Raw genomic sequence first — 23,142 nt, 5'->3', positions numbered from 1 at the left:
TTTTGTCTCTGGGCGGCACCGTGGAGCGGCGACTGCCGAGTGCGCAAGCGCAACTGCGCGCGCGTGACGCTGGGCTAGGACTCCGGCGGACGCGCCACCGGCAGGTGCCAGCCGTAGCGGATCGCCATGAAGCGCAGGCCGAAGCACAGCACCGCGCCCACCGCCAGGCCCCAGGGCTGCGGGAGGTGCAGCACTTGCGCGGCGGCGACCACGCCGCCGCCGAGCAGGGCCGCCACCGCGTACAGCTCGGCCTGCAGCACCACCGGCGTACGCGCCACCAGCAGGTCGCGGACGATGCCGCCGCCGATGCCGCTGAGCATGCCCAGCAGTGGCGCGCTGAGCGGGCCCAGGCCGAACGCCAATGCCTTGCTGGTGCCGTACACCGCGAACAGCGCCAGGCCCATCGCGTCGAAGATCTGCACCGGATTGCGCAGGCGCTCGACCGTGTGGTGACGGTAGAAGGCCAGCAACCCGGCCAGGCAGGCGACGCCGAGGTAGCGCACGTCGGCCAGCGCTGCCGGCGGGGTGGCGCCGATCAGCACGTCGCGGGCGATGCCGCCGGAGACCGCGGCCGCGCACGACAGCACCAGCACGCCGAACAGGTCCAGGCGATGGCGCACGCCGACGGTGGCGCCGCTGATCGCGAACACGAAGGTGCCCAGCAGGTCGAGCAGGAACAGGAAGGTCGCCAAGACGGGCACTGCGCTGCAGCAAAAAGGCCGGCTAGGATCGCAGCCCGACCGTGCAGTGTCACCTGTCCGCGGGCGGCGCGGCCTGCGCCTGCGTTTCCTCCGCTGCCGGCGGATCGCCGAGGATGATCCGCGCGGCGCGCTGGTAGCTCCAGTACGCCCAGGCCCAGTTGAGCAGCACCACCACGCGGTTGCGGAAGCCGATCAGGAAGAACACGTGCGCGGCCAGCCAGAACCACCAGGCCAGCACGCCAGAGAGCTGCAGCCGGCCCAGGTGCACGATCGCGGCCATGCGCCCGATGGTGGCCAGGTTGCCGTAGTCGGCATAGCGGAACGGCACGCTGGCGGTGTCGCCGCGCAGCCGTCGGCGCAGGGTGTCGGCGACGTGCCGGCCCATCTGCTTGGCCGCCGGTGCCACGCCGGGAACCGGACGGCCGTCGGCCTGCTGCACCGCGGCCAGGTCGCCGGCGACGAACAGTTCCGGATGGCCGGGCACGCTCAGGTCCGGCTGCACCTGCACGCGGCCGCTGCGATCCAGCGGCGTCTGCAGTGTCTTCGCCAGCGGCGAGGCGGCCACGCCGGCGGCCCAGACCACGGTGCGCGCCGGCACGAAGGTGCTGCCGAGACGATAGCCATGGGCGTCGATCTCGGCGACCGGCACCCCGGTCAGCACTTCCACGCCGAGCTTTTCCAACTGCTTCTGCGCCTTGGCCGACAGGTGTTCGGGGAACGAGGACAGCACCCGCGGCCCGGCCTCGATCAGCCGCACCCGCGCTTCGGCCGGGTCGATGCGGCGGAACTCGTGTTTGAGCGTGTGCCGGGCGATCTCGGCCAGGGTGCCGGCCAGCTCGACGCCGGTGGGGCCGCCGCCGACGATGGCAAAGCTCAGCCAGGCCGCGCGCGCGGCCGGGTCGGTTTCCGCTTCGGCGCGCTCGAACGCCAGCAGCAGGTGCCGGCGCAGCTGCAGCGCGTCGTCCAGGGTCTTCAGGCCCGGCGCATGCGCTGCCCAGTCGTCGTGGCCGAAATAGGCGTGGGTGGCGCCGGTGGCGACCAGCACATAGTCGTAGTCCAGCGCCTGGCCGTCGGCCAGGCGCACCTGCCGCGCCTGCTTGTCGATGTGGACGACTTCGCCCAGCCGTACTTCGACATTGTCCTGGTGGCGCAGGATCTGCCGCAGCGGCGCGGCGATGTCCGGCGCCGACAGGCCGGCGGTGGCGACCTGGTACAGCAGCGGCTGGAACAGGTGATGGTTGCGGCGGTCGATCAGGGTGATGCGCAGCGGCGTCTTGGCCAGGGCGCGGGTGGCCCACAAGCCGGCGAAGCCACCGCCGACCACGATCAGGTGCGGCACGCGTGTGTCGTCCATGCAGGACTCCAGGAGGGGGAGGGGAGCGGAGGTGTCCGATGTCGGCGTGGCGGTCGTGGGCGCGCGTGGCGCACCGATCCGCGGAAACGCGCGCGGCCAGTGGGGCGCTGCGCGATCGTCGAGGGCCGGACCTGCATGCTCGTATAGTAGCGCGATGCAAAGCGCGGTCAGCGACACGGAGGACGCACGGTCATGTCAGCGACAGTGAAATCGCGTGTGTCGGTGTCGCCGCAGGCGCCGTTGCCGTCGCGCTGGCGCAGCCTGTTGTTCTGGGCCAAGACCCGCGCGCTGCAAGGACGCCGCGCGCTGCGCGATCTGCGCGACGGACCACGCAAGCATCGCCGCGATGGCGGCCTGGCGATCGCCGATGGCACCTCCGCCGAATCGGTCACTGCGCTGTGGCCCGCCAGCGAGGAGACCGCGCCGCAACTGGTGGCCGGCAAGATCCACAACCTGCGGCTGGCCGCGCGTGCGCTGCATGGCGTGGAGGTGCCGGCCGGTGCGACCTTCAGCTTCTGGCGCCAGCTCGGCCGCGCCACCCGCCGCCGCGGCTTCGTCGCCGGCCGCGAACTGCGCGAGGGCTGCCTGGTGCCGTCGATCGGCGGCGGCCTGTGCCAGTTGTCCAATGCGATCTACGACGCGGCGCTGCGGCAGGGCCTGGAGATCGTCGAGCGGCACCGCCACACCCAGGTGATTGCCGGATCCTTGGCCGAGCGCGACCGTGACGCGGTGGTGTTCTGGAACTACGTGGACCTGCGCCTGCGCGCCGTCGCGCCGTGGCGGCTGGAGGTATGGCTGGACGGCGAGGCGTTGCACGTGCGCATCCGCGGCGGTGCCGCGATGCCGGCAGCGTTGCCGTTGCCGCCGCTGCAGCGACGCACCGCGCCGGCCGGCATCGACGCCGCCAACGACTGCACCCGCTGCGGCCGCAGCGCCTGCCATCGCCACTCGCCGGCGGTCCCCGACGGCCTGCACCGCACCTGGCTGGTCGACGAAGACTGGCCGGAGTTCGCCGAGGACCGCCGACGCCGGCAGCAGCCCGGCGACCGTGTGCTGGCGCTGCCGCGCACCAGCGTCGCGACCTTGCACGCGGCGCTGGTGCGTCGCTGGTGGCTGTGGCGCGGCATGCCGTTGCCGCAGGCGCGCCTGCGTGCGCAGCGCATCCGTCTGCAGGCGCTGCGGCGCCGGTTGGCAGCGCGCGACGTCGATCTGGTGGTCCCGCAGAGTCTGTTGCCGGAGCTGTGGCTGGCCGGCGAGTTGCAGGGGCGGCGCTGGGACGTGTGCATGACCGCCTTGCCGATGCACCTGCTGCAGGCGCGCCTGGACGTGGCCGCGCAGCGGCATCCGCACAGTCCCACCCTGCGCGATTTCCGCGCCGATCCGGCGCTGGTCGAGGCCGAGCGTGCGGCACTGGCACAGGCGCGGCACTGGATCACGCCGCACCGCGCACTGCTGGCGCTGGCCGGCAGCCGCGGTCTCGCGCTGGAATGGCGACGGCCGGCGCTAACGGCGGCCGCGGCGGAGCACGCGGCCGTCAACGCGGACACCGTACCGCGGGTGCTGCTGGCGGCCTCGGCGCTGGCGCGTAAGGGCGCCTACGAACTGCGCGAGGCGGTGCGTGGCCTGCCGGTGCTGTTGCTGCTGCCGCCCGGCGCGCAGGAGACGCCGGATTTCTGGAACGGCATTGCGGTGCAGCGGGTTGCTTCGATGGCCGAGGGCGTACGCGCGGCCACGCTGGTGCTGCTGCCGGCCTGGATCGAACAGCAGCCGCGCGGCCTGTTGCTGGCCATGGCGCTGGGCAAGCCGGTGATCGCCACCGCCGCCTGCGGCCTGTCCGCGGACGACGGCGCGTGGCGTTGCGTGGAAGCAGGCGACAGCGCCGCGCTGCGTGCGCAGGTGGTCGACGCCTTGGGCCTGGCGGGTTGAGCGAAACCCGAGGGCGTTGCGGGTGCCTGCAGGCCAGGGTCTGCCATGCATGTCGGTCACATCAATTGCTCGGCGACGCGTCGTTGCTCTAGCGGTGTCTTGCAGGACGCGTCGCCGCCTCAGTACAGATCCTGCGGATCCACATCCAGCGACCAGCGCACGCGCCGTGCCTGCGGCAGTGCGTGGATCGCCGGCACCGCCGCGTCCAGCAATGCGTGCAGTGCGCGCCGCGTGCTCGCCGAGAGCAGCAACTGGGTGCGCTGGAAACCGGCACGGCGCGGCATCGGCGCCGGCATCGGGCCGAAGCGCTGCACCTCGTCCTGCACCGGCAGCAGCGCGCGCACCGCGGCGAGGAAGGCGTTGGCGTGTTCGACCTGCTTGGCCTCGGCGCGCAGCAGCGCCAGGTGCGCGAAGGGCGGGAAACCCGCGGCCTCGCGTTGCTCCAGCTCGGCGGCGGCGAAGGCGTGGTAGCCGCCGTGCACCAGGGTCTGCAGCAACGGATGCGCGGGGTGGTGGGTCTGCAGCCAGACCTCGCCCGGGCGCGCGGCGCGGCCGGCGCGCCCGGCGACCTGGATCAACTGCTGCGCCAGCTTCTCGCTGGCGCGGAAATCGGCCGAGAACAGGCCTTCGTCGATGCCCACCACCACCACCCGGCTCAGCTGCGGCAGGTCGTGGCCCTTGGCCAGGATCTGCGTGCCGACCAGGATGCCGGGGGCGCTGCCGAGCGTGGCCAGCTGCGTCTCCAGCGCATCGCGGCGCTGGGTGGTGCCGCGGTCGATGCGCAGCACCGGGACGTCCGGGAACGCCTGCACCAGGCGCTCTTCGAGGCGTTCGGTGCCGATGCCCTGCGGCTGCAGGGCCAGGCTGCCGCAGTCCGGGCAGGCCAGCGGCGCTGGCTGGCGCGCGCCGCAGTGGTGGCATTGCAGGCGCCGGCCGCCGGCGTGCACGGTCATCGGCGTGGCGTGCAGCGGGGTGCTGCAGCGCTGGCACGGTGCGGTCCAGCCGCAGTCGTGGCACAGCAGCACCGGCGCATAGCCGCGGCGGTTCTTGAACACCAGCACCTGGCCGCCCTCGGCCAGTGCCGTGCCTATGCCGGCCAGCACCTCCGGCGACAGCCCGTCCTGCAGCGGGCGCTTGCGCACGTCGAGCACGCGCACCGTCGGCGGTTTGGCGTCGCCGGCGCGGCGGGTCAGGCGCAGGTGCGCGTAGCGGCCGCCGGCGGCGTTGTGCAGGCTCTCCAGCGACGGCGTGGCGCTGCCCAGCAGTACCGGCACGTCCAGCGCCTTGCCGCGGACCAGGGCGAAATCGCGGGCGTGGTAGCGGATGCCGTCCTGCTGCTTGTAGCTGCCGTCGTGTTCCTCGTCGACCACGATCAGCCCGGCCTGCGGCAGCGGCACGAACACCGCCGAGCGGGTGCCGACCACCACCTGCGCCTCGCCGCGCCACGCGGCGGCCCAGACGCGGGCGCGTTCGTTGTCGTTGAGGCCGGAATGCAGCGCATGCACCGGCACCCCCAGGCGGGCGCGGAAGCGGGCCAGGGTCTGCGGGGTCAGGCCGATCTCCGGCACCAGCACCAGCGCCTGGCGGCCGCGCGCCAGGCAGGCGGCGATGGCCTGCAGGTAGACCTCGGTCTTGCCGCTGCCGGTGACGCCGTCGAGCAGGAACGGGGCGAACCCGGCGGCGGCGACCACCGCGTCGATCGCGTCCTGTTGTTCGGCATTGGGCACCGGTCCGGGCTGCGGTTGCGGCGCCGCCATGCTGGCCGGCACGGCGATGCGTTCGGCATGCCCGCGCTTGGCCAGCGCCCGCGCGGCGCTGCGCCAGTCGTCCATCGCCTGGTCCAGCCGGTCCTCGTCCATGGCGCCGTCCGCCAGCAGCGCGGCGAAGCGGTGCGGGCGGGTGCCGGGCCGGGCACGGTGGCTGGCGCCGGCCTCGGTCAGGCGCCAGGCCCAGGCGTGGGTGTCGGGCAGCGGTTCGCCGCGGCGCAGCGGTACCGGCAGCGCCGTGGCCAGCACCTCGCCCAGTGGCGCGTGGCTGTAGCGCGCCAGCCAGCGCAGCGACTCGGCCAGTTCGCCGTGCAGCAGCGGCGCCGGGTCCAGCCAGGCCAGTGCCGCGCGCAGGCCCTCCGTGTCCTCGACCTGGCCGATCGCCGCCACCACGCCGCTCAGTTCGCGGTTGCCGAACGGCACCTGCACGCGGCGGCCGACATCGCCGTCGGCGACCGTGCCGCCGGGCGGTGGCAGGTAGTCGAACAGCTGCGGCAGCGGCACGGGCAGGGCGACGCGGAGCGTGGCGACGGGGGAGGGCATCCACCTAGTCTAGCGGTCGCCGCAAGCGCGTCCCGGGCGCCAGGAGTTGCGTGCGATTGCTGCCCGCAAACTGATAAACCGGTCGTAAATAGCTGCCCCGCTTGGAGAATCGAATTTATCCACACGTGCTGTGGATAAAGCTGTGCATGACCGGCATGCTCCACGCCGTGAAGACGGACTCACAAGCCTCTGCAACGAGTTGGACAAAAAAGCGCCAATCGCATTTGTTCTTTATAAAACAACGAGTTGGCCGTGAAACACGAATGCAACATGGTTTGCCGGGGGGCTTGACAAGACCTGTCCCAGGCCAATCCTGGCGCTGTGCACAACCTGCCGCCGCCGTGGCCGTGGATGAGCCGATCGGGGCGCTGCTGTCAAGCGCGCGGTGTGGCGGCTGTCTCGCTATCATCGCGCCGATGATGGAGTTCCGATGACCGCCACGTCCCCTTCCGACGGCGTGGCCGCACCGCCCGCCTTGGCCGCGTTCCTGCGCGGGATCGAACGCCGCGCCGCGGTCCTGGCCGACCTGCAGAGCGGCCGGCCCGAACGCGGCACGCCGGCCCTCGCGGCGGCGATGCGGGCGTTCCGCAGCCACGCCGCGGCGCTGCCGATGGCCGACTGGCCGCTGCGATTCTGGAAACTGCTCGGCGCGGTGCCGACCCTGCGCCAGGCCGATGCCGCAGAGGGCGCCTGGCCGGCGCCGTTGGCGCATCTGCGCACCCTGCAGCCGGCCGACCGCCTGGCGCTGCTGCTGCGCATCGTTGCCGGGCTGGACGAGCCGCTCGCCGCGCAGGTGCTGCAGCTGTCCACCGAGGACTACCAGCAGGCGCTGGCGCGGGCTTGCCCGCGCGACGCCGGTGGGCGTCCGGATGCGGCGGGCTGGCGCGCGCTGGCCGATGCGGCGCAACAGTGCCTGCGCGACCTGCCGCCGGCGCGGCTGCAGGCCCTGGCGCAACTGCGCGATGCGGCGATCGCCGGCAGCACCGCCTCGCCGGCGCCGGCGCCGGCCAAGGCCGCTGCCCCTGCTGCCGCCGCGGCACGTCCGCGCCGCCGCGGGGCGCGCTCGGCCCTGCGCACGCGCCTGGCCGGAGCGGTGATCGCCGTCGTGGTCCTGGCCCTGGTCGGTACCGTGTTCTGGGACCGCCTGCCGTGGCACCGTTCCCGTGCCGCCGCCGCGGCCGGTGGCAGCGACGCGAGCCTGGCGCTGGGCGATACCGGCCCGGTGCAGGTGGAAGTGCTGCCGCCGGAATCGGACACCGCCAGCGCGCCGCCGCTGCCGGCCGAACCGCCGGCGCCGCTGCCGGAGCCGGCGATCTACGACCTGGATTTCTACGCGTGGTACGCGGCCGGCGCGCCACCGCCGCGGATCGAGCGCAGCGCCCCCAGCGCCGCCGAGCTGGCCGAGGCTGCCGAAAACCCGCCGGCCGCTGCCATGGCCCCGGCCATTGCGCCCGCCGCAGCGGCGAACACGCCACCGGCGCTGACCCCGGCGCAGTTGCGCGCGCGCCAGGCCGCCTGGGACGCGCTGCCAGCGGCGGCGCAGGCGCGCCTGCGCCAGGTCGCCACGGCCTTCGCCGGCCTGCCGATCGAGCAGCAGCACAGCCTGCATGCGCAGTTCGCCGAGATGGACGCGCTGGAGCGCCACGGCTGGTTGCTCGGGCCGGAACTGGGCGCCGAGTTCTGGGCGCTGCAGCCGCTGCTGGGCTACGTACCCGCGGCGCAGCGGCAGGCGTTGCTGGGGCTGCTGCGCGGCCTGCCGGCGGACCAGCGCGAGCATCTGGCGCTGCTGTCGCAACGCACCCCGCCGCAGGACCGCGCGGCCTTGCGCCGCGACCTGCTGGCGCAGGGCACCGACAGCCGCGGGGCCTGGTTGAAGCAGCGCGCCGCGCGCTGAGCCGCGCGTTCGGCGCTTGGGCTTTCCGGGTCCCCGGTCCCGGGCCCCGGGTCCCGGCTCTTCTGCAGTGATCCGCCGCAGCGGGTAGAATGCGCGGCCTCCGCCACCCGGTGTCCGGCGCTGTCTGCGCGGCCGCAGTGGCGAGATCGCCAGAGTCTTGCAATGTTTTCGTCTTCCACCCCGGCCACGGTCCGGGGCCGCGAACTGCGCAGCACCGCGCAGCTCGCCCTGCCGCTGGTCCTGGGGCACGTCTCCACCGGGCTGATCAGCTTCGTCGACAATGTGATCGCCGGCCACCACGGCACCCGCACGCTGGCCTCGGTGACGGTCGGCACGGCCCTGCTGTGGCTGCCGATGATGATCCCGATCGGCACCCTGATCGCCCTGACCGCCTCGGTGTCGCAGCTGGACGGCGCCAAGCGGCAGGTGCAGATCGGGCCGTTGTTCCGCCAGGCGCTGTGGCTGTCGCTGGGCCTGGGCCTGCTGATGTTCGCGTTCCTGAGCGTGATGCCGATGGCGCTGCCGCAACTGGGCATCGCCCCGGAGATCGTGCCCGGCGCGCGCGACTTCCTGCTTGCGATCCGCTGGGGCGTGCCGGCGCTGGTGCTGTACTTCTGCATGCGCTACCTCAGCGAAGGCATGCACTGGACCCTGCCGACCATGCTGCTCGGCTTCGGCGGCCTGCTGCTGCTGGCGCCGCTCGGCTATGCGCTGACCTTCGGCCTGTGGGGCCTGCGCGAGCACGGCGCCGGCGGCCTGGGCATGGCCTCGGCGATCATGATGTGGGCGCAGGCGCTGTGCTTCGCGATCTACCTGGCGCGTTCCAAGCGCTTTGCGCCGTTGCGCCTGTTCGCGCAGTTCGATGCGCCGGACCTGCGCGCGATCGTCGGGCTGCTGAAGACCGGCTTGCCGATCGGCGTGACCATCCTGATGGAAGGCGGCCTGTTCATCGTCACCGCATTGCTGATCGCGCGGCTCGGCGAGGTGCCGGCGGCCGCGCATCAGATCGCGATCAACGTCGCGCAGCTGTGCTTCATGGTGCCGATGGGCGTGGCCGAGGCGACCACGGTGCGGGTCGGCCGCGCCGCCGGTGCCGGCGACGCGGTCGGCGTGCGCGGCGCGGCCTGGGCCGGCTATGCGATCGTGCTCGGCACCCAGGCGCTGTCGGCGCTGGTGCTGCTGTTCGGCCACGACGCCATCGTCGGCGTGTACACCAGCGACCTCGCGGTCGCCGCGCTGGCCTCCACGCTGCTGCTGTACGCGGCCACGTTCCAGTTCCCCGATGGCCTGCAGGTGCTGTCGGCCGGCGCGCTGCGCGGCCTCAAGGACACCCGCGTGCCGATGCTGCTGGCGCTGTGTTCCTACTGGGGCCTGGGCATGCCGCTGGGTGCCGGCCTCGGCCTGTGGCTGGGCTGGGGACCGCAGGGCATGTGGATCGGCCTGATCCTGGGCCTGACCGCGGCCGCGGTGATGATGGGCGCGCGCTTCCGCTGGAGCAGCGCGCGGTTGCTGGCCGCGTCGGCGACCCCCTGACTTCAGACGCATGTGCGGCGCCTGACGCAGCCGGTATGCTGCGCAGGCGCAAGACGCCTTCCCTTCGGAGTTTTCCATGAACCAACCCGTGCGTCGCAGCCCCGTCGCCAACTTCTTCGTCGGCCTGTGGGATGTGATGAACTTCACCCGCCGGTTGATCCTCAACCTGGTGTTCTTCGGCTTCCTGTTGCTGATCCTGCTGGTGATGGTGTTCGCCATGGCGCGCGGCGACGGCGCCAAGACGCTGCGCGACCGCACCACGCTGCTGATCGCGCCGGAAGGCAAGCTGGTCGAGCAGTTCAGCGCCGACCCGGTCAGCCGCGCGCTGGCCAAGGCGATGAACGACAAGGGCGCGCAGGAGATCCAGTTGCGCGACCTGGTGCGCGCGATCGAGGCGGCCAAGACCGATCCGAAGATCGAGCGCGTGGCGCTGCGTCTGGACAAGCTGCAGCCCAGCGGCTTCGCCTCGATGCGCGAGGTGGAGCGCGCGCTGCAGGACCTGCGCAGCTCCGGCAAGCAGATCGTTGCCTACAGCGACAATCTGAACCAGTGGCAGTACCTGCTGGCCGCGCAGGCCAACGAGGTCTACCTGGACCCGATGGGCTCGATGACCCTGGAAGGCCTGGGCCGCTACCGCCAGTACTTCCGCGAGGGCCTGCAGGACAAGCTCGGCGTGGACGTGCACCTGTTCAAGGTCGGCGAGTACAAATCCGCCGCCGAGCCCTATGTGCTCGACGCGGCCTCGCCGGCGTCCAAGGAAGCCGACCTGTTCTGGATGAACGACGTGTGGCAGCGCTACGTGGCCGACATCGCCAAGGCGCGCAAGCTCAGCGCCGAGCAGATCACCGCCGGCATCGACACCATGCCCGAGGGCGTGGCCGCCGCCGGTGGCGACCTGGCCAAGTTCGCCCTGCAGCAGAAGCTGGTGGACGGCCTGAAGACCCGCGAGGACGTCGAGCAATTGCTGACCAAGCGCGGCGTGGCCGACGACGATGCCGACACCGGCTACCGCAACGTCGACCTGGACGGCTACCTGCAGCAGTTGGACTTGCGCCGCTCGCCGGTGGATTCGCGGCCGCAGGTGGCGGTGGTGGTCGCCGCGGGCGAGATCAGCGGCGGCGAACAGCCGGCCGGCCGCATCGGCGGCGAGTCGACCGCGGCGCTGCTGCGCCAGGCGCGCGACGACGACGAGGTCAAGGCGGTGGTGCTGCGGGTGGATTCGCCCGGCGGCGAAGTGTTCGCCTCCGAGCAGATCCGCCGCGAGGTGGTGGCGCTGAAGGCCGCCGGCAAGCCGGTGGTGGTGTCGATGGGCGACCTGGCCGCGTCCGGCGGCTACTGGATCAGCATGAACGCCGATCGCATCTACGCCGACCCGTCGACGATCACCGGCTCGATCGGCATCTTCGGCATGATCCCCAACATCACCCGCACCCTGGACAAGATCGGCGTGCATACCGACGGCGTGGGCACCACCCGCTTCGCCGGCGCGTTCGACGTGACCCGGCCGATGGATCCGGCAGTGGGCCAACTGATCCAGTCGGTGATCAACAAGGGCTATGCCGACTTCACCGGCAAGGTCGCGCAGGCGCGCGGCAAGTCGGTCGAGGCCATCGACCAAGTGGCGCGTGGCCGCGTGTGGAGCGGTGCGCAGGCCAAGGAGCGCGGGCTGGTGGACGCGTTCGGCGGCTTCAAGGACGCGGTGGCCGATGCGGCCGCGCGCGCCAAGCTGGGCGGTCCGGACAAGTACCGGGTGCGCTATGTGGAGAAGCCGGCCACGCCGTTCGCGCAGTTCGTCGGCGGGTTCGCCGGCAGCCGCCTGGGCGTGTGGATGCTGAGCGACTCGGCGCTGGGCCATGCCCTGCTGGCGCGCAGCATGCCGGAGCTGGACACCCAGCTGCGCTTCGTCAAGGACGCGGCCGACACCCGTCCGGGCGCGCCGGTGAAGGCGCTGGCCTACTGCTTCTGCGGTCTGTGAGCCGGCACTGAGCCGATGGCGGCGCGCCCTCGCGGGCGCGTCGCCTGATCCCTGCAACGCCGGCCCCAGTGGCCGGCGTTTTTCATTGCGCCGTGGCGGCGTCGAGCGCGGCGTTCTGCGCCGCCGCGGCGCGGTCGAGCGTGGCCTGGGTCTGCTTGGCGCGGTCCAGCGGCTGGGCGATGGCGGTGCGCAACGCGCTGGCCTTCGGCGGTGGCGGTGCATCGGGCGGTTGCGGCGGCGTCGGCTTGCATGCGGCCAGCACTGCGAGCAGCGGCAATGCCAACGTCATCCTGCGCAGTGGTGCGGACATGGCGGCGACCTCCTCGAGGGTGGAGGTATCATCCTACGCCTCCCATGTGAGCACACAGGCACGCACATGCAGCACCGTTGGCGGCTGGACGGACAGACCGCGCTGATCACTGGCGCCAGTGCCGGCATCGGCCTGGCGATCGCACGCGAACTGCTCGGGTTCGGCGCCGACCTGCTGCTGGTGGCGCGCGACCTCGATGCGCTGGAAGCGGCGCGCGACGAGTTGCGCGAGGCCTTTCCCGAGCGCGAGATCCTGGCACTGGCCGCCGACGTCGCCGACGACGAGGACCGCCGCGAGATCCTGGACTGGGTCGAGGACCATGCCGACGGCCTGCACCTGCTGATCAACAACGCCGGCGGCAACGTCAGCAAGGCGGCGGTGGACTACATCGAGGACGAGTGGCGCGGCATCTTCGAGACCAACCTGTTCTCCGCGTTCGAACTGTCGCGTTACGCGCACCCGCTGCTGGCGCAGCATGCGGCCTCGGCGATCGTCAACGTCGGCAGCGTGTCCGGGCTGACCCATGTGCGCAGCGGCGCGCCCTACGGCATGACCAAGGCGGCGCTGCATCAGCTCACCCGCAACCTCGCCGCCGAATGGGCCGAGGACGGCATCCGGGTCAATGCGGTGGCGCCGTGGTACATCCGCACCCGCCGTACCTCCGGTCCGCTGTCGGACCCGGACTACTACGACCAGGTGATCGAGCGCACGCCGATGCGCCGCATCGGCGAACCGGAGGAAGTGGCGGCGGCGGTCGGCTTCCTGTGCCTGCCGGCGGCCAGCTACATCACCGGCGAATGCATCGCGGTGGACGGCGGCTTCTTGCGCTACGGGTTCTAGCGGTTCAGTCGCTGCATGGCGGCTGCGTGCGCGGTGTGCCAGGCGAAAGGCGCTGCACAGTTCGTTCGGGCGATACGTCGTCGGGACTGAAGTCCCTCCCACAAAGATGTGCGCGCTCATGGTGGTGGACCGGCCATGGCGGCGAGCGCCGGCGCCCATCCGCGGCGGATGCGACTGAACCGCGTCAGGGCGAGGTCGTCCGCTCCGGCGCAGGCTGATCCGGCGCACCGCAGTTGCTGCCCTCGAGCAGGTGCTGGCGACGTTCGAACTCCGTGTGCAGCGCCTCGGCATGGTCCGGCACGGCGAAGCGCCAGTGTGTTTCGGCTTCGGCCACGTAACTCTTCCAGGCCTCGCATAGCTGTTCGGTGGGCAGTGGCTGGCACTGGTCGCGCAGCACTTCGCAGGCGCTGCCACCGGCTTGGTTGGGGCCGCCGTCCAGGTCGGTCGTGCTCAGCGGCACGCAACGTGGCGGTGGTTCGGCGACCTCGCCGATGTAGGACTGCTGCTCGCGCGTGGTGCAGGTGTACAGCGGCGGCGGTGGCAGCATTGGTGGCGGTGGCGGTACAGCAGCCGTGGTGTCGGCCGGGGCCGATGCGTCTGCAGGCGTGGCGGCACTCTTGGTGTTTGGAGGCGACGATGAAGCAGGCTTAGCGGCGAGCGTGCTCGGCAGCGCGGCGCTGCTGACGCCTTGCATGACCTTCTTCTGCTGGCGCATGCCCTTGGGGCAGGGTGCGTTCTGGATGGTCAGGTTGTCCTGCGCGTCGGTGCAGCGATAGAACACCACCGGTTCGGCGTACGCGGCGCCGGCGCAGCTCAGCGCCACGGCGAGGCAGAGGGCGCGGCGCATCAGCTGCCGCCGCAGTCGCGCGCCAGGCGCGCATCGATGCCGCGCTGTTCGGTTTCCATCGCACGGCGCTCGCTCTGCAGCGCGCTGTTGTAGCGACGGATCAGTTCCCAGCGGCGGTCGCTCAGGCGTGCGCAGACTTCCTGCTCGGGCAGTGCCGAGCAGGTGTCGCGAATCATCGTGCTGCCGGCCGGCACGATCACGCCGGCGCCGGCGGCCACCCCCGGCGGCGGTGGTCCGGGCGGGCGCGGGCCACCGTGCGGAGGCGGTCCCGGCGGGCCGGGCGGACGGCCATCGGGGCCACGCCCGGACGGCCGCGCGTACGGGCCCTCGGCGTAGCCATAGGCCCACAGTGGCACCCAGCGCGGATTGCCGGCGTTGTCGTCGCTGGTGTAGCGCGCGCCTTCCGGGGTCACGCACTCGTACATCGGCTGCGGCGGCTGCACGGTGACGATGCGGAGTTCGCGCTGCGGCAGCGGCGCCGGGGAGGCCTCCGCGCGTGCCGGATCGGTGCTGATGGTGGTGGTCGGCCGCGGCGGCGGGTCGCGCGGCCGCTGCATGTCCAGCACCTGCTGCTGGCGCGCGTTCTCGCAGGGGGCGTTCTGCAGGCTGACCGCGCCGGAGGCTGCGATGCAGCGGTAGATACGCACCGACGTGTTGCCGCCATCGCTGCTGACCGTCTGCGTCTGTTGCGCCCAGCCGGCGCCGATCCAGGGCGACAGGCTCAGCAGCAGCAACGGGCGGAGAAGGAGGCGCATGCGCGCATCTTGCGCGCCTTGGGCGGCCAGGGAAAGGGCGGTGGGTGTTGGGATTCGGGACTCATGGCGTCGCGAAGTGCCGACGCGTTGATCTGTCTATCCGAGGCTGCGCCCGTACCCTCATCCGCTCCGTGGGGCACCTTCCCCCGAGAGGGGGCCATGGTCCCGAGGGGAGAAGGGAGAAGCCGAAGCCCCTCTCCCGCCGGGAGAGGGGTTGGGGTGAGGGTCCGGGCGCGAAGCGCCACGCCGAGCTGTCTATCCGAGGCTGCGCCCGTACCCTCATCCGCCCCTGCGGGGCACCTTCCCCCGAGAAGGGGGCCATGGTCCCCAGGGGAGAAGGGAGAAGCCGAAGCCCCTCTCCCACCGGGAGAGGGGTTGGGGTGAGGGTCCGGATGCGCGAAGCGCTCAGGTCGATCGAACGCGCCATTGCCGCAAGGCGTCAATGCAGGGGACGGCGGCGTTCCGCGCCGGAGGCCAGCGCCTCAGGCGCGCAGGATCTCGCCGCTGGCCGCGTCGCGGATCGGGGTGGGCTGGGCCAGGCCGCCGGTCTCGCCATCGATCAGGCCGTCGATAGCGGTCAGCAACTGTGGATCCAGCTCGCTGCGCTGCCGCGCCGGCGGCTCGCCGGCGCGGTTGGCGCTGGTCGACACCAGGGCGCCGCCCCAGGCCCGGCACAGGGCGGCCACCAGCGGATGCGCGCTGATCCGCACGGCGATGCCCTGGTGCGCGCCGGTGATCCAGGGCGGCGCGTGCGCGGCGGCAGGCAGAATCCAGGTGTGCGGTCCCGGCCAGCTGGCCAGCACCGCGGCCAGCCGGTCCGCCGGCAAGGCCGACAGGTCGAGCAGCGGGCGCAGCGGATCCAGTTCGGCAGCGACCACGATCAGGCCCTTGTCCACGGGCCGCTGCTTGATCCGCAGCAGGCGGGTCACGGCGGTCTCGTCGTGCGGATCGCAGCCCAGGCCCCACACGGCTTCGGTGGGATAGGCGATCACGCCGCCCTTGCGCAGGACGGCGACGGCATGGCTCAGGGACAGGTCGGTCATGCGCGCATCATGCGGCACCTCCTCGTCTAAGGACAATGAGGGTCGGTTGGGCGGGACTCGGGATTTTCGCAAGTCTCCGGCCCGCCGCTTTTCTGTGGGAGGGGCTTCAGCCCCGACGCGTTATCGGTAAGGCGTCGGGGCTGAAGTCCCTCCCACGGAAAAACGCGGTGTCGCGGTTCTTCAGGCGCTGAGAGACGCCGTGGGCACCGCGAGAAGGCGGCTCGGAGGCCGCGCTCGTCCTATCCGAGGGGGCGCATCGGGCCGCCCTGGGCCATCCGCAGAGCGGCTCAGCTGCCCTTGACCACGGTCTTCTTCGCTGCCTTCTTCACCGCTTTCTTGGCGGTTTTCGCGGCTTTCTTGACTGCCTTCTTCGCTGCCGGCTTGGCTGCAGTGTCGGCGGCGGCCTTTTTCGCTGCGCTCTTCTTCGGCGCAGCTTCCTTCTTGGCGGCGGCCTTCTTGGCGCCGAAGCCCTTGCGCACCGGCTTGCCGGTTTCCTCCAGCAGCTTCTGCACTTCGTCCAGGCTCAGCGAGGCCGGCTCGCGATCCTTGGGAATCTTGCCGTTGAGCTTGCCGTCGCTGATGTACGGGCCGAAGCGGCCGTTGAGCACCTGAATGTCGCTGCCGGGGAACTCCTTGATGATGCGGTTGCGCGCGATCTCTTCCTTCTCCTCGATCAGGAACACCGCACGGGCCAGATCGATGGTGTAGGGATCGTCTTCCTTCTTCAGCGAGGCGTAGACGCTGCCGCGCTTGGCGAACGGGCCGAAGCGGCCGATGCCAACGCTGACCTCCTCGCCCTTGTCCTGGCCGAGGCTGCGCGGCATCAGGAACAGCTCCAGCGCCTCCTCCAGGGTGATGGTGTGCATGCTCTGGCCCGGACGCAGCGAGGCGAACTTGGGCTTGTCCTCGGCGTCCTCGGCGGTGCTGCCGATCGCCGCGTACGGCCCGAAGCGGCCCAGGCGCACGCTCACCGGCTTGCCGGTCTTGGGGTCGGTGCCGAGCTCGCGCGCGCCACTGGCTTCGGCGCGATCGACCGATTCCTTCTTGTCCTCGACCAGTTCCTTGAACGGTTCCCAGAAGCGCGACATCAGCGGGATCCATTCCTCCTCGCCGCGCGAGACCGCGTCGAGCTCGTCCTCGAGCTTGGCGGTGAAGTCGTAGTCCACGTACTGGGTGAAGTGGCTGGACAGGAACTTGGATACCGCGCGGCCGACGTCGGACGGGCGGAAGCTGCGGCCTTCCATCTCCACGTACTTGCGGAACAGCAGGGTCTGGATGATCGAGGCGTAGGTCGAGGGACGGCCGATGCCGTACTCTTCCAGCGCCTTCACCAGCGCCGCTTCGGTGAAGCGCGGCGGCGGCTGGGTGAAGTGCTGCTCGGCCAGGATGCGTTCCAGCGGCACGCGGTCGCCGGGCTTCATCGCCGGCAGCTTGCGGCCCTCGTCCTCGTCCTCGGCGCTCTTGTTGTCCTTGCCTTCCTCGTACACGGCCAGGAAACCGGCGACGACCACGGTGGTGCCGCTGGCGCGGAACACGTGTTCGCTTCCGGCCGACAGGTCGACGCTGACGGTGTTGAGCGTGGCCGGGATCATCTGGCAGGCCACCGCACGCTTCCAGATCAGCTCGTACAGCTTGCGCTCGTCGTCGGTCAGGAAGCGCGCCACCTGCGACGGGGTGCGCAGCGCCGAGGTCGGGCGCACCGCTTCATGCGCTTCCTGGGCGTTCTTGGACTTGGTCTGGTAGGTGTTGGGCTGGTCCGGCAGCGAGGCGATGCCGTAGTCGCGGGCGATCACGTCGCGGATCTCGGCCAGCGCGTCCTGCGACAGGTTGACCGAGTCGGTACGCATGTACGAGATCAGGCCGACCGTGCCTTCGTCGCCGATCGCCACGCCTTCGTACAGCTTCTGCGCGACCTGCATGGTCTTGCGGGTGGTGAAGCCGAGCTTGCGCGAGGCTTCCTGCTGCAGGGTGGAGGTGGTGAACGGCGGCGCCGGGCGGCGCTTGCGCTCCTTGCTGGCCACGTCGGTGACATGCAGCGCGCCCTGCGCGGCCTGCTGGATGCGCAGGCGCGCGGACTCGGCGGTGTCGCCGTCGGTGATCGTGAACTGCTCGAACTTCTGCCCGTCGAGCTTGATCAGCTTGGCGTTGAAGTGCTGCGAGGGATGCGCGCAGTCGGCGGCGATGGACCAGTACTCGCGGGCGATGAAGGCTTCGATCTCCTCCTCGCGTTCGACGATCATGCGCAGCGCCGGCGACTGCACGCGGCCGGCGGACAGGCCGCGCTGCACCTTGCGCCACAGCACCGGCGACAGGTTGAAGCCGACCAGGTAGTCCAGCGCGCGGCGCGCCTGCTGCGCGTCGACCAGATCGCCGGCGATCTGCCGCGGCTGCGCCATCGCTTCCTTGATCGCGCGCGGGGTGATCTCGGTGAACACCACCCGGTGCAGCGGCTTGCCCTTGAGCAGCCCGCGCTCCTGCAGGATCTCGGCGATGTGCCAGCTGATCGCCTCGCCCTCGCGGTCCGGGTCGGTCGCCAGGTAGATGTCTTCGGCCGCCTTGGCCGCCTTGGCGATGGCCTCCACGTGCTTCTCGTTCTTGTCGATCAGCGCGTAGCGCATCGCGAAGCCGTCGTCCGGATCCACCGCGCCTTCCTTCGGGATCAGGTCGCGCACGTGCCCATACGAGGCCAGGACGTGGAAATCCTTGCCGAGGTATTTGTTGATCGTCTTGGCCTTGGCGGGCGATTCGACGATGAGCAGGTGCTTGGACATGGCGGGTTGGGCTTCGATGGGCGTGGGCGGACGCCCTGGGGGCGGTAGGGTGGCGCAATTGCTCCGGTTAGTGAAGCGTTGCGGTCTTGCAGAGAAGCCGACGCCCGGGGCGCAACCCCCGGGCGTTCAGCTACGGCGCTTATTTATTAGTGGGCATGTCCGGCGCCCACTGTCAAGCCGGTGCCGGCCGGCCGGGTCGCCGTGCAGGTGGCAGTGCGGCTCCCGGAGCCTGCCGGACTCAGTGCCAGCCGCCCTTGGCGGCCATGCCGATCGCCAGCGCCACCAGCAGCACCACACCCGCCATCAGCAGGCCGAACAGCGACAGGATCACCACGGTGACCGTGCCCAGCTTGCGCTGCTGCCATTCCGGGTGGTCGGTGTAGGCCCACTTGTCCACCACGAGGGTGTCGCAGAGCATGTCGTGCAGGGCCTGCTTGCGCTCGGTGAAGGCCGCCATCAACAGGCCGATGCCCAGGGTCAGGCTGCTCAGCATGAAGCCGAAATAGCGGCCGACGCCGCGAGCCACGGTGATGCGGCTGCCGTCGGTGCGCACCACCTTGATGCCGACCGCCATCTTGCCCAGCGTGGCCTGCTTGGTGGAGGCGTGGAACAGGCCGTAGTACAGCGCCGAGATCGCCATCGGCAGCAGGTACAGCAGGAGCAGCATGACGATGCCGGCGGCGGTGGCTAAGTCGGGCTGCTTGCCGAAGCCGCTGATCCCGAAGAAGCCCAGCATCACCACGAACTGGATCACGTTGGCGACGATGCCGACCAGGAACGCGTCGATCAGGTAGGCGGCCACGCGCTTCCAGAAACCGGCCTGCACCACCTCGCCGCCGCCGACCACCCGCACACCGCCGTCGAGCACGGCGCTGGGCGCTGCGTAGGGCGATGTCGCCGCGGCGGGGGCGGTCCAGGCGTCGGGCACGGCCGGGGTCGGGGCGGGCGGCGGCACTTCTGCGCCGGCCTCCGAGAGGACCGGCGCAGGGGCCGGGGCTGGCGCCTGGGTCAGGCCGAGTTCGTCGACGAACTCGGCCAGGGTGCGCCATTCGCTCAGGCCTTCGCGCCAGACCAGGGTGGACAGCCCGATCTCGCCGCGTTGGAAGCGCTGTTGCAGGTCGGCGGCCGCAAGCGGCCCATGGCGCTGCTGCGCCGCATCGGCGTAGTACCACTCAGTCATTCTTTTCCCCGGGAATTGCAGTCGAAAACGGTGCGCCGGTCAGCCGCCGCGGCAGTGGACCGGCAGGTCGCGGTCGTCCAGATCGGAACTGCAGTTCCAGGCGGACGTGCGCTCATCGTAGTCCAGCCACAGCGCTTTGCCATCCAGGCGCTTGTGCTCGGGCAGGCGCAGCGTGGCTTCCAGGCCGCAGTGGCCGTTGTCGAAGCGGCCGATCCGCACCTGCGCGATGGACGTACCGGCATAGCTCTGCGGGGTGCCGAAGCCGGTGTCGCCGTTCACCGCGCAGCGGTGCTCCTGCGCGGCGAACGCGGCGATCTGGTCCTTCAGCGGCGCCAGGTCGCCAAGCGCCTGCGCGACCTTCGCGCGGGCCAGATAGTCCTGGTAGGCGGGCAGGGCGATCGCGGCGGCGATGCCCAGGAACGCGACCAGCAGCACGCCGCCGACCGCGCCGACGATGGCCATGATCGCGCAGCCGGACAGGCCGCTGCGTGGCGCAGCGACGGCAGCCGGGCCCGCGGGAGCGGCTGCCTGGAGCGGCGGCGGCAAGGGGGGCGGAGCGGGCGCGTCGGGCAGGCCCAGCTCGGCGGCGACCGCGTGCAGTGGCCGCCACTCCGGCAGGCCTTCGCGCCAGACCAGGGTCTCGCGCTGCAGGCGACCGTCGTGCAGGCGTTCCAGCAAGGCGGGCGCCGGCAGCGGGCCGTGCCGCTCGCGTGCGGCATCGACGTAGTACCAGAGCGTCGGGGAGGGGGTGTCTTCGTGCATCCGTGCGCGACCGTCAGCGGCTCAGTGAACCGGCTCCGGCTCGTCGACGAACATCTGCGTTTCCATCCACGCGTACGCCGCCTCGGCACCGGGCTGGTTGAACAGCACCATCAGCACGACCCACTTCAGGTCGTCCAGGTCCAGCTCGTCCTGGTCCAGGGCCATGGCCCGGTCCAGCACCAGTTCGCGCTGGTCGCTGTCGAGGATGCCGTGCTGCTCCAGAAACAGCAGGAAGCCGCGGCATTCCACGTCGAGCTTGTCCAGCTCCGGACCGTGGTAGATGCGGATCGGGCCATCGATGCGCGGCTGCGCCACGGCCGGGCGCTGGTCGGCCAGGGCGTCGAGCCAGTCGAACGCCTTGCTGATCTCGGTGGGGCTGAAACCGGCCTGGATCAGGCCATTCTGGAGGGAGTCGCGGTCGCGGACCGGATCCGCGTCTTCGCTGAAATAGTGTTCGAACAGGTACAGCAGGACATCCAGAATGCTCTCTTTCATTGCCCCTCGGCCTGCGTCGCGAGACGCTGTGGAGGTGAAGAAACTAGGGTTTGCGGGTGTAACGACCGCGTTCGACCGCCACGTAGCCATCCAGTTCCATGGCCAGCAGCATGGAGGACGCCGCTGCGGCCGTCAATCCGCTGCGTGCGATCACTGAATCCATACAGATGGGGTCGTGGCCCAGCGCCTGCCACAAGCGCTGGTAGTCGGGATGGGGAAAGGCCGGTGCGGCGGCGCGCGCGATGCTGGTTCCCTGTGTGGGGGCGTTCAGGCGCCCGCGCAAGGCGTCGGCGAGTTCGGCGGCCAGGGGCGCAACGCCTGCCAGTATTTCGTCGGCGCTTTCCACCAGCCCGGCGCCGTCGCGGATCAGCCGATGGCAGCCGCGCGCCAGCGGGTTGTGGATCGAGCCGGGCAGGGCGAACACCTCGCGCCCGGCCTCGGCGGCCAGCCGCGCGGTGATCAGCGCGCCGGAGCGGGTGGCGGCCTCGATCACCAGGGTCGCCAGGCTCAGCCCGGCGATGATCCGGTTGCGTGCCGGGAAATGGCCCGCCCGCGCCGGCGTGCCGGGCGGATGCTCGCTGACCACCGCGCCGCGTTCGGCGATCTGGCTGCGCAGGGTGGCGTGCTGGCGCGGGTAGGCCAGGTCGGGACCGGTGCCGACCACCGCCACGGTCAGCCCGTCCGCGCGCGACAGCGCTGCCCGGTGCGCGGCGGCATCCACGCCGCTGGCCATGCCGCTGGTCACCGCGAAGCCGGCCGCGGCCAGGGCCAGGGCGAAGCCATAGGCGTTGTCGCGGCCGCCGGCGCTGGGCGCGCGGCTGCCGACCACGGCCACGGCCGGGTGCCACAGCACCGAGGGGTCGCCGTCCACGTACAACGCCAGCGGCGGGTTGGGCGTACGCCGCAGCAGGGCGGGGTAGTCGGCATCGTGGCAGCCGAGCAGGTGCCGACCTGGCTGCGCCAGCCAGCGCTCGGCGGTTTCCAGCGCGGTGCGGTCGGGCCGCTGCAGGGCGGCGATCTGCGCTGTATCCAGGCCGGCGGCATGCCAGCCTGCAGGACCGGCGGCCAGCGCCGCGGCCGGGCTGCCGTGCTGTTCCAGCAGCAGCCGGCGTGGGGCGCTGGCGCCGCCGGCCAGCGACAGGCGCAGCAGCGCCGGATCGGTGGGTGTGTGGACGGGGGCGGTGGCCGGACTGGACATGCGCCCAGCCTAGGCCGCACACGCAGACGGCGCCCTCGGGCGCCGTCTGCAATCGCTGTAGGGGGATGCCTCGGCGACGGGTCAGCGTGCGTCCGGGTGCTTGACGTCGTAGCCGATCCGGGTCGGCTTGATGCCGTCCATCACCAGCGCGTAGCTGACCTTGTCGAAGGTGCGGAACACCATCGCGTGCGCGGCGTACTCGTCCGGCAGCGCCACGGTGGTACCGCTGCCGCCGGTGAAGCCGTCGTCGGCGCGCGAGGTGTTGGGGTGGCGCACGCGGTCGTTGACCCGGGTGCCATGGCGCCACAGCGACACCACGGTGCCGTTGTCGATGCCTTCGCGGCGGCCGCCGGAGATGGCGATCACGTCGCGCGGGCCGGCCGCACTGAAGGCGTCGGCCACCGCCAGCACCCGCAGGCCGGCTGCCATCGCCTGCTCGGACGGCGGATGCGGCACGAACTGCAGGTCGTAGGGCTGCGCCTCGACCGGGATCAGGCGGTCGCCGGCGCGCACTTCGCGGGCGTTGTCCTGCAGCAGCAAGCCGGTGGCCTGGCGGCCGTCGGCGGACACGCGGGCGACGGTGCCGATATTAACCTGGGCCAGTTCGTAGCCGAGAGACTCGCGGCGCTTGTCCGGCGGCACGAAGGTCTGCCACAGGTTGCCGCTGCCGGGGATGCTGCGGCCTTCGGCGTCGAGGTCGTCGCTGAGCTTGGGCAGCAGGTAACGCACGGTCGGGCGGACCACGGCGTAGCGCTGCCCGGTCTGGGCCTGGCCGAGGCCGACCGCGTAGACCAGTTGCCCGTCGGTGGCGCGCAGCCGGTTGTCTTCGGTGCCGACCACGTAGGGCAGGTTGTCGATGCGGTCGACCACGCGCAGGTTCTTCAGGAACGGCTCCACCTGCGCCAGCGGGATCGCGTCGATCGGCGCGTCCTGGCGCGGGCCCGGCTTGACCTCGGCGTGCGCCACCCGGTCCAGGTAGGCCAGGCTGAGCACGTCGCCGGGGTAGATCAGGTGCGGGTTGTGCACCTGCGGATTGGCCTGCCAGATCTCCGGCCACAGCCAGGGCTTGCCGAGGAAGCGCCCGGCGATGTCCCACAGCGTATCGCCCTTGCGCACCACGTAGGTGTCGGGGTGTTCGGCAGCCATGCTGGCGGAAGCAGCGTAGGTCGCCACGGTGAGCATCGCCACGGCGACGACCGTACGGAGTCGATTGAACATGAGCGCGGAGCCTGATTCCCCAACAGGTTCG

The 23,142-nt window shown here is 71.4% G+C and carries 18 protein-coding genes; 5 read left to right on the top strand and 13 right to left on the bottom strand.

The features are described from left to right. Nucleotides 1–74: 74 nt before the first annotated feature. Nucleotides 75–692: a trimeric intracellular cation channel family protein gene (locus tag GGR64_RS12315; RefSeq protein ID WP_160957604.1), complete on the bottom strand. Its 618-nt coding sequence runs from the start codon at nucleotides 690–692 to the stop codon at nucleotides 75–77. 58 nt (nucleotides 693–750) lie between these two features. Then, on the bottom strand, nucleotides 751–2,055 hold the full coding sequence (locus GGR64_RS12310) for an NAD(P)/FAD-dependent oxidoreductase (RefSeq protein WP_184646158.1): 1,305 nt from the start codon (nucleotides 2,053–2,055) through the stop codon (nucleotides 751–753). Nucleotides 2,056–2,247: 192 nt separating this feature from the next. Here GGR64_RS12310 and GGR64_RS12305 point away from each other — a divergent pair, with 192 nt between their 5' ends. After that, a complete protein-coding gene (locus GGR64_RS12305; RefSeq protein ID WP_221236199.1) occupies nucleotides 2,248–3,981 on the top strand; it encodes a VanW family protein in 1,734 nt (577 codons plus the stop codon). Nucleotides 3,982–4,100: 119 nt separating this feature from the next. On the opposite strand, the gene GGR64_RS12300 is transcribed toward GGR64_RS12305, so the two are convergent. After that, nucleotides 4,101–6,290, bottom strand: coding sequence for a primosomal protein N' (locus tag GGR64_RS12300; RefSeq protein WP_184646156.1), 2,190 nt, complete (start codon nucleotides 6,288–6,290; stop codon nucleotides 4,101–4,103). Between the two features lie 430 nt (nucleotides 6,291–6,720). Here GGR64_RS12300 and GGR64_RS20865 point away from each other — a divergent pair, with 430 nt between their 5' ends. The 3 genes from GGR64_RS20865 to sppA all read left to right on the top strand — a co-directional run bounded on the left by GGR64_RS20865 (nucleotide 6,721) and on the right by sppA (nucleotide 11,692). Then, complete coding sequence (locus GGR64_RS20865) at nucleotides 6,721–8,184, top strand: hypothetical protein (RefSeq protein ID WP_260303003.1); 1,464 nt, start codon at nucleotides 6,721–6,723, stop codon at nucleotides 8,182–8,184. A 162-nt stretch (nucleotides 8,185–8,346) separates the two neighbouring features. Further along, nucleotides 8,347–9,717 (top strand): MATE family efflux transporter, encoded by a 1,371-nt coding sequence (locus GGR64_RS12290; RefSeq protein WP_184646155.1) that lies wholly within the window; start codon nucleotides 8,347–8,349, stop codon nucleotides 9,715–9,717. 76 nt (nucleotides 9,718–9,793) lie between these two features. After that, nucleotides 9,794–11,692 carry a signal peptide peptidase SppA gene (gene sppA / locus GGR64_RS12285; protein ID WP_160965934.1) on the top strand — a complete coding sequence of 633 codons (1,899 nt, stop codon included), beginning with the start codon at nucleotides 9,794–9,796 and terminating at the stop codon, nucleotides 11,690–11,692. Between the two features lie 82 nt (nucleotides 11,693–11,774). Here sppA and GGR64_RS12280 read toward each other — a convergent pair whose 3' ends face one another. Continuing rightward, entirely contained in the window at nucleotides 11,775–12,002 is a 228-nt protein-coding gene (locus GGR64_RS12280) for a hypothetical protein (RefSeq protein ID WP_237475266.1), read from the bottom strand. Between the two features lie 66 nt (nucleotides 12,003–12,068). On the opposite strand from GGR64_RS12280, the gene GGR64_RS12275 reads away from it, so the two are divergent. Then, nucleotides 12,069–12,842, top strand: coding sequence for an SDR family oxidoreductase (locus tag GGR64_RS12275; RefSeq protein ID WP_184646153.1), 774 nt, complete (start codon nucleotides 12,069–12,071; stop codon nucleotides 12,840–12,842). A 184-nt stretch (nucleotides 12,843–13,026) separates the two neighbouring features. Here GGR64_RS12275 and GGR64_RS12270 read toward each other — a convergent pair whose 3' ends face one another. From GGR64_RS12270 to GGR64_RS12230, 9 genes are all read right to left on the bottom strand, one after another. After that, on the bottom strand, nucleotides 13,027–13,689 hold the full coding sequence (locus tag GGR64_RS12270; RefSeq protein WP_184646151.1) for a DUF4124 domain-containing protein: 663 nt from the start codon (nucleotides 13,687–13,689) through the stop codon (nucleotides 13,027–13,029). Continuing rightward, nucleotides 13,689–14,444, bottom strand: a complete 756-nt coding sequence (locus tag GGR64_RS12265; protein ID WP_184646149.1) for a DUF4124 domain-containing protein — start codon at nucleotides 14,442–14,444, stop codon at nucleotides 13,689–13,691. Before GGR64_RS12265 ends, GGR64_RS12270 begins: the two co-directional genes overlap by 1 nt. Before the next feature lie 482 nt (nucleotides 14,445–14,926). Continuing rightward, nucleotides 14,927–15,487, bottom strand: coding sequence for a Sua5/YciO/YrdC/YwlC family protein (locus GGR64_RS12260; protein WP_184646147.1), 561 nt, complete (start codon nucleotides 15,485–15,487; stop codon nucleotides 14,927–14,929). Nucleotides 15,488–15,774: 287 nt separating this feature from the next. Then, on the bottom strand, nucleotides 15,775–18,258 hold the full coding sequence (locus GGR64_RS12255; protein WP_184646145.1) for a DNA topoisomerase I: 2,484 nt from the start codon (nucleotides 18,256–18,258) through the stop codon (nucleotides 15,775–15,777). A gap of 238 nt (nucleotides 18,259–18,496) precedes the next feature. Then, complete coding sequence (locus GGR64_RS12250; RefSeq protein ID WP_184646143.1) at nucleotides 18,497–19,438, bottom strand: RDD family protein; 942 nt, start codon at nucleotides 19,436–19,438, stop codon at nucleotides 18,497–18,499. 39 nt (nucleotides 19,439–19,477) lie between these two features. After that, nucleotides 19,478–20,200: a pilin gene (locus GGR64_RS12245; protein ID WP_184646141.1), complete on the bottom strand. Its 723-nt coding sequence runs from the start codon at nucleotides 20,198–20,200 to the stop codon at nucleotides 19,478–19,480. A gap of 21 nt (nucleotides 20,201–20,221) precedes the next feature. After that, the gene (locus GGR64_RS12240; protein WP_010340686.1) at nucleotides 20,222–20,695 is read right to left on the bottom strand and encodes a DUF494 family protein; all 474 of its coding nucleotides are present in this window, start codon (nucleotides 20,693–20,695) and stop codon (nucleotides 20,222–20,224) included. 43 nt (nucleotides 20,696–20,738) lie between these two features. Beyond that, nucleotides 20,739–21,893 carry a DNA-processing protein DprA gene (gene dprA / locus GGR64_RS12235; RefSeq protein WP_184646139.1) on the bottom strand — a complete coding sequence of 385 codons (1,155 nt, stop codon included), beginning with the start codon at nucleotides 21,891–21,893 and terminating at the stop codon, nucleotides 20,739–20,741. Nucleotides 21,894–21,974: 81 nt separating this feature from the next. Then, complete coding sequence (locus GGR64_RS12230; protein ID WP_184646137.1) at nucleotides 21,975–23,111, bottom strand: LysM peptidoglycan-binding domain-containing protein; 1,137 nt, start codon at nucleotides 23,109–23,111, stop codon at nucleotides 21,975–21,977. Between the last annotated feature and the right edge of the window lie 31 nt (nucleotides 23,112–23,142).

It is taken from the genome of Xanthomonas sp. 3307 (genome assembly GCF_014199735.1).
Lineage (GTDB): Bacteria > Pseudomonadota > Gammaproteobacteria > Xanthomonadales > Xanthomonadaceae > Xanthomonas_A > Xanthomonas_A rydalmerensis.
The sequence above is the reverse complement of the archived record's forward strand: the minus strand, read 5'-3'. Positions and strand labels throughout refer to the sequence as shown.

Coding starts and splice junctions, on each gene's coding strand:
- GGR64_RS12310 (WP_184646158.1), bottom strand. CDS start 2,055: ATGGACGACACACGCGTGCCGCACCTGATCGTGGTCGGCGGTGGCTTC.
- GGR64_RS12305 (WP_221236199.1), top strand. CDS start 2,248: ATGTCAGCGACAGTGAAATCGCGTGTGTCGGTGTCGCCGCAGGCGCCG.
- GGR64_RS12300 (WP_184646156.1), bottom strand. CDS start 6,290: ATGCCCTCCCCCGTCGCCACGCTCCGCGTCGCCCTGCCCGTGCCGCTG.
- GGR64_RS20865 (WP_260303003.1), top strand. CDS start 6,721: ATGACCGCCACGTCCCCTTCCGACGGCGTGGCCGCACCGCCCGCCTTG.
- GGR64_RS12290 (WP_184646155.1), top strand. CDS start 8,347: ATGTTTTCGTCTTCCACCCCGGCCACGGTCCGGGGCCGCGAACTGCGC.
- sppA (WP_160965934.1), top strand. CDS start 9,794: ATGAACCAACCCGTGCGTCGCAGCCCCGTCGCCAACTTCTTCGTCGGC.
- GGR64_RS12280 (WP_237475266.1), bottom strand. CDS start 12,002: ATGTCCGCACCACTGCGCAGGATGACGTTGGCATTGCCGCTGCTCGCA.
- GGR64_RS12275 (WP_184646153.1), top strand. CDS start 12,069: ATGCAGCACCGTTGGCGGCTGGACGGACAGACCGCGCTGATCACTGGC.
- GGR64_RS12270 (WP_184646151.1), bottom strand. CDS start 13,689: ATGCGCCGCGCCCTCTGCCTCGCCGTGGCGCTGAGCTGCGCCGGCGCC.
- GGR64_RS12265 (WP_184646149.1), bottom strand. CDS start 14,444: ATGCGCCTCCTTCTCCGCCCGTTGCTGCTGCTGAGCCTGTCGCCCTGG.
- GGR64_RS12260 (WP_184646147.1), bottom strand. CDS start 15,487: ATGACCGACCTGTCCCTGAGCCATGCCGTCGCCGTCCTGCGCAAGGGC.
- GGR64_RS12255 (WP_184646145.1), bottom strand. CDS start 18,258: ATGTCCAAGCACCTGCTCATCGTCGAATCGCCCGCCAAGGCCAAGACG.
- GGR64_RS12250 (WP_184646143.1), bottom strand. CDS start 19,438: ATGACTGAGTGGTACTACGCCGATGCGGCGCAGCAGCGCCATGGGCCG.
- GGR64_RS12245 (WP_184646141.1), bottom strand. CDS start 20,200: ATGCACGAAGACACCCCCTCCCCGACGCTCTGGTACTACGTCGATGCC.
- GGR64_RS12240 (WP_010340686.1), bottom strand. CDS start 20,695: ATGAAAGAGAGCATTCTGGATGTCCTGCTGTACCTGTTCGAACACTAT.
- dprA (WP_184646139.1), bottom strand. CDS start 21,893: ATGTCCAGTCCGGCCACCGCCCCCGTCCACACACCCACCGATCCGGCG.
- GGR64_RS12230 (WP_184646137.1), bottom strand. CDS start 23,111: ATGTTCAATCGACTCCGTACGGTCGTCGCCGTGGCGATGCTCACCGTG.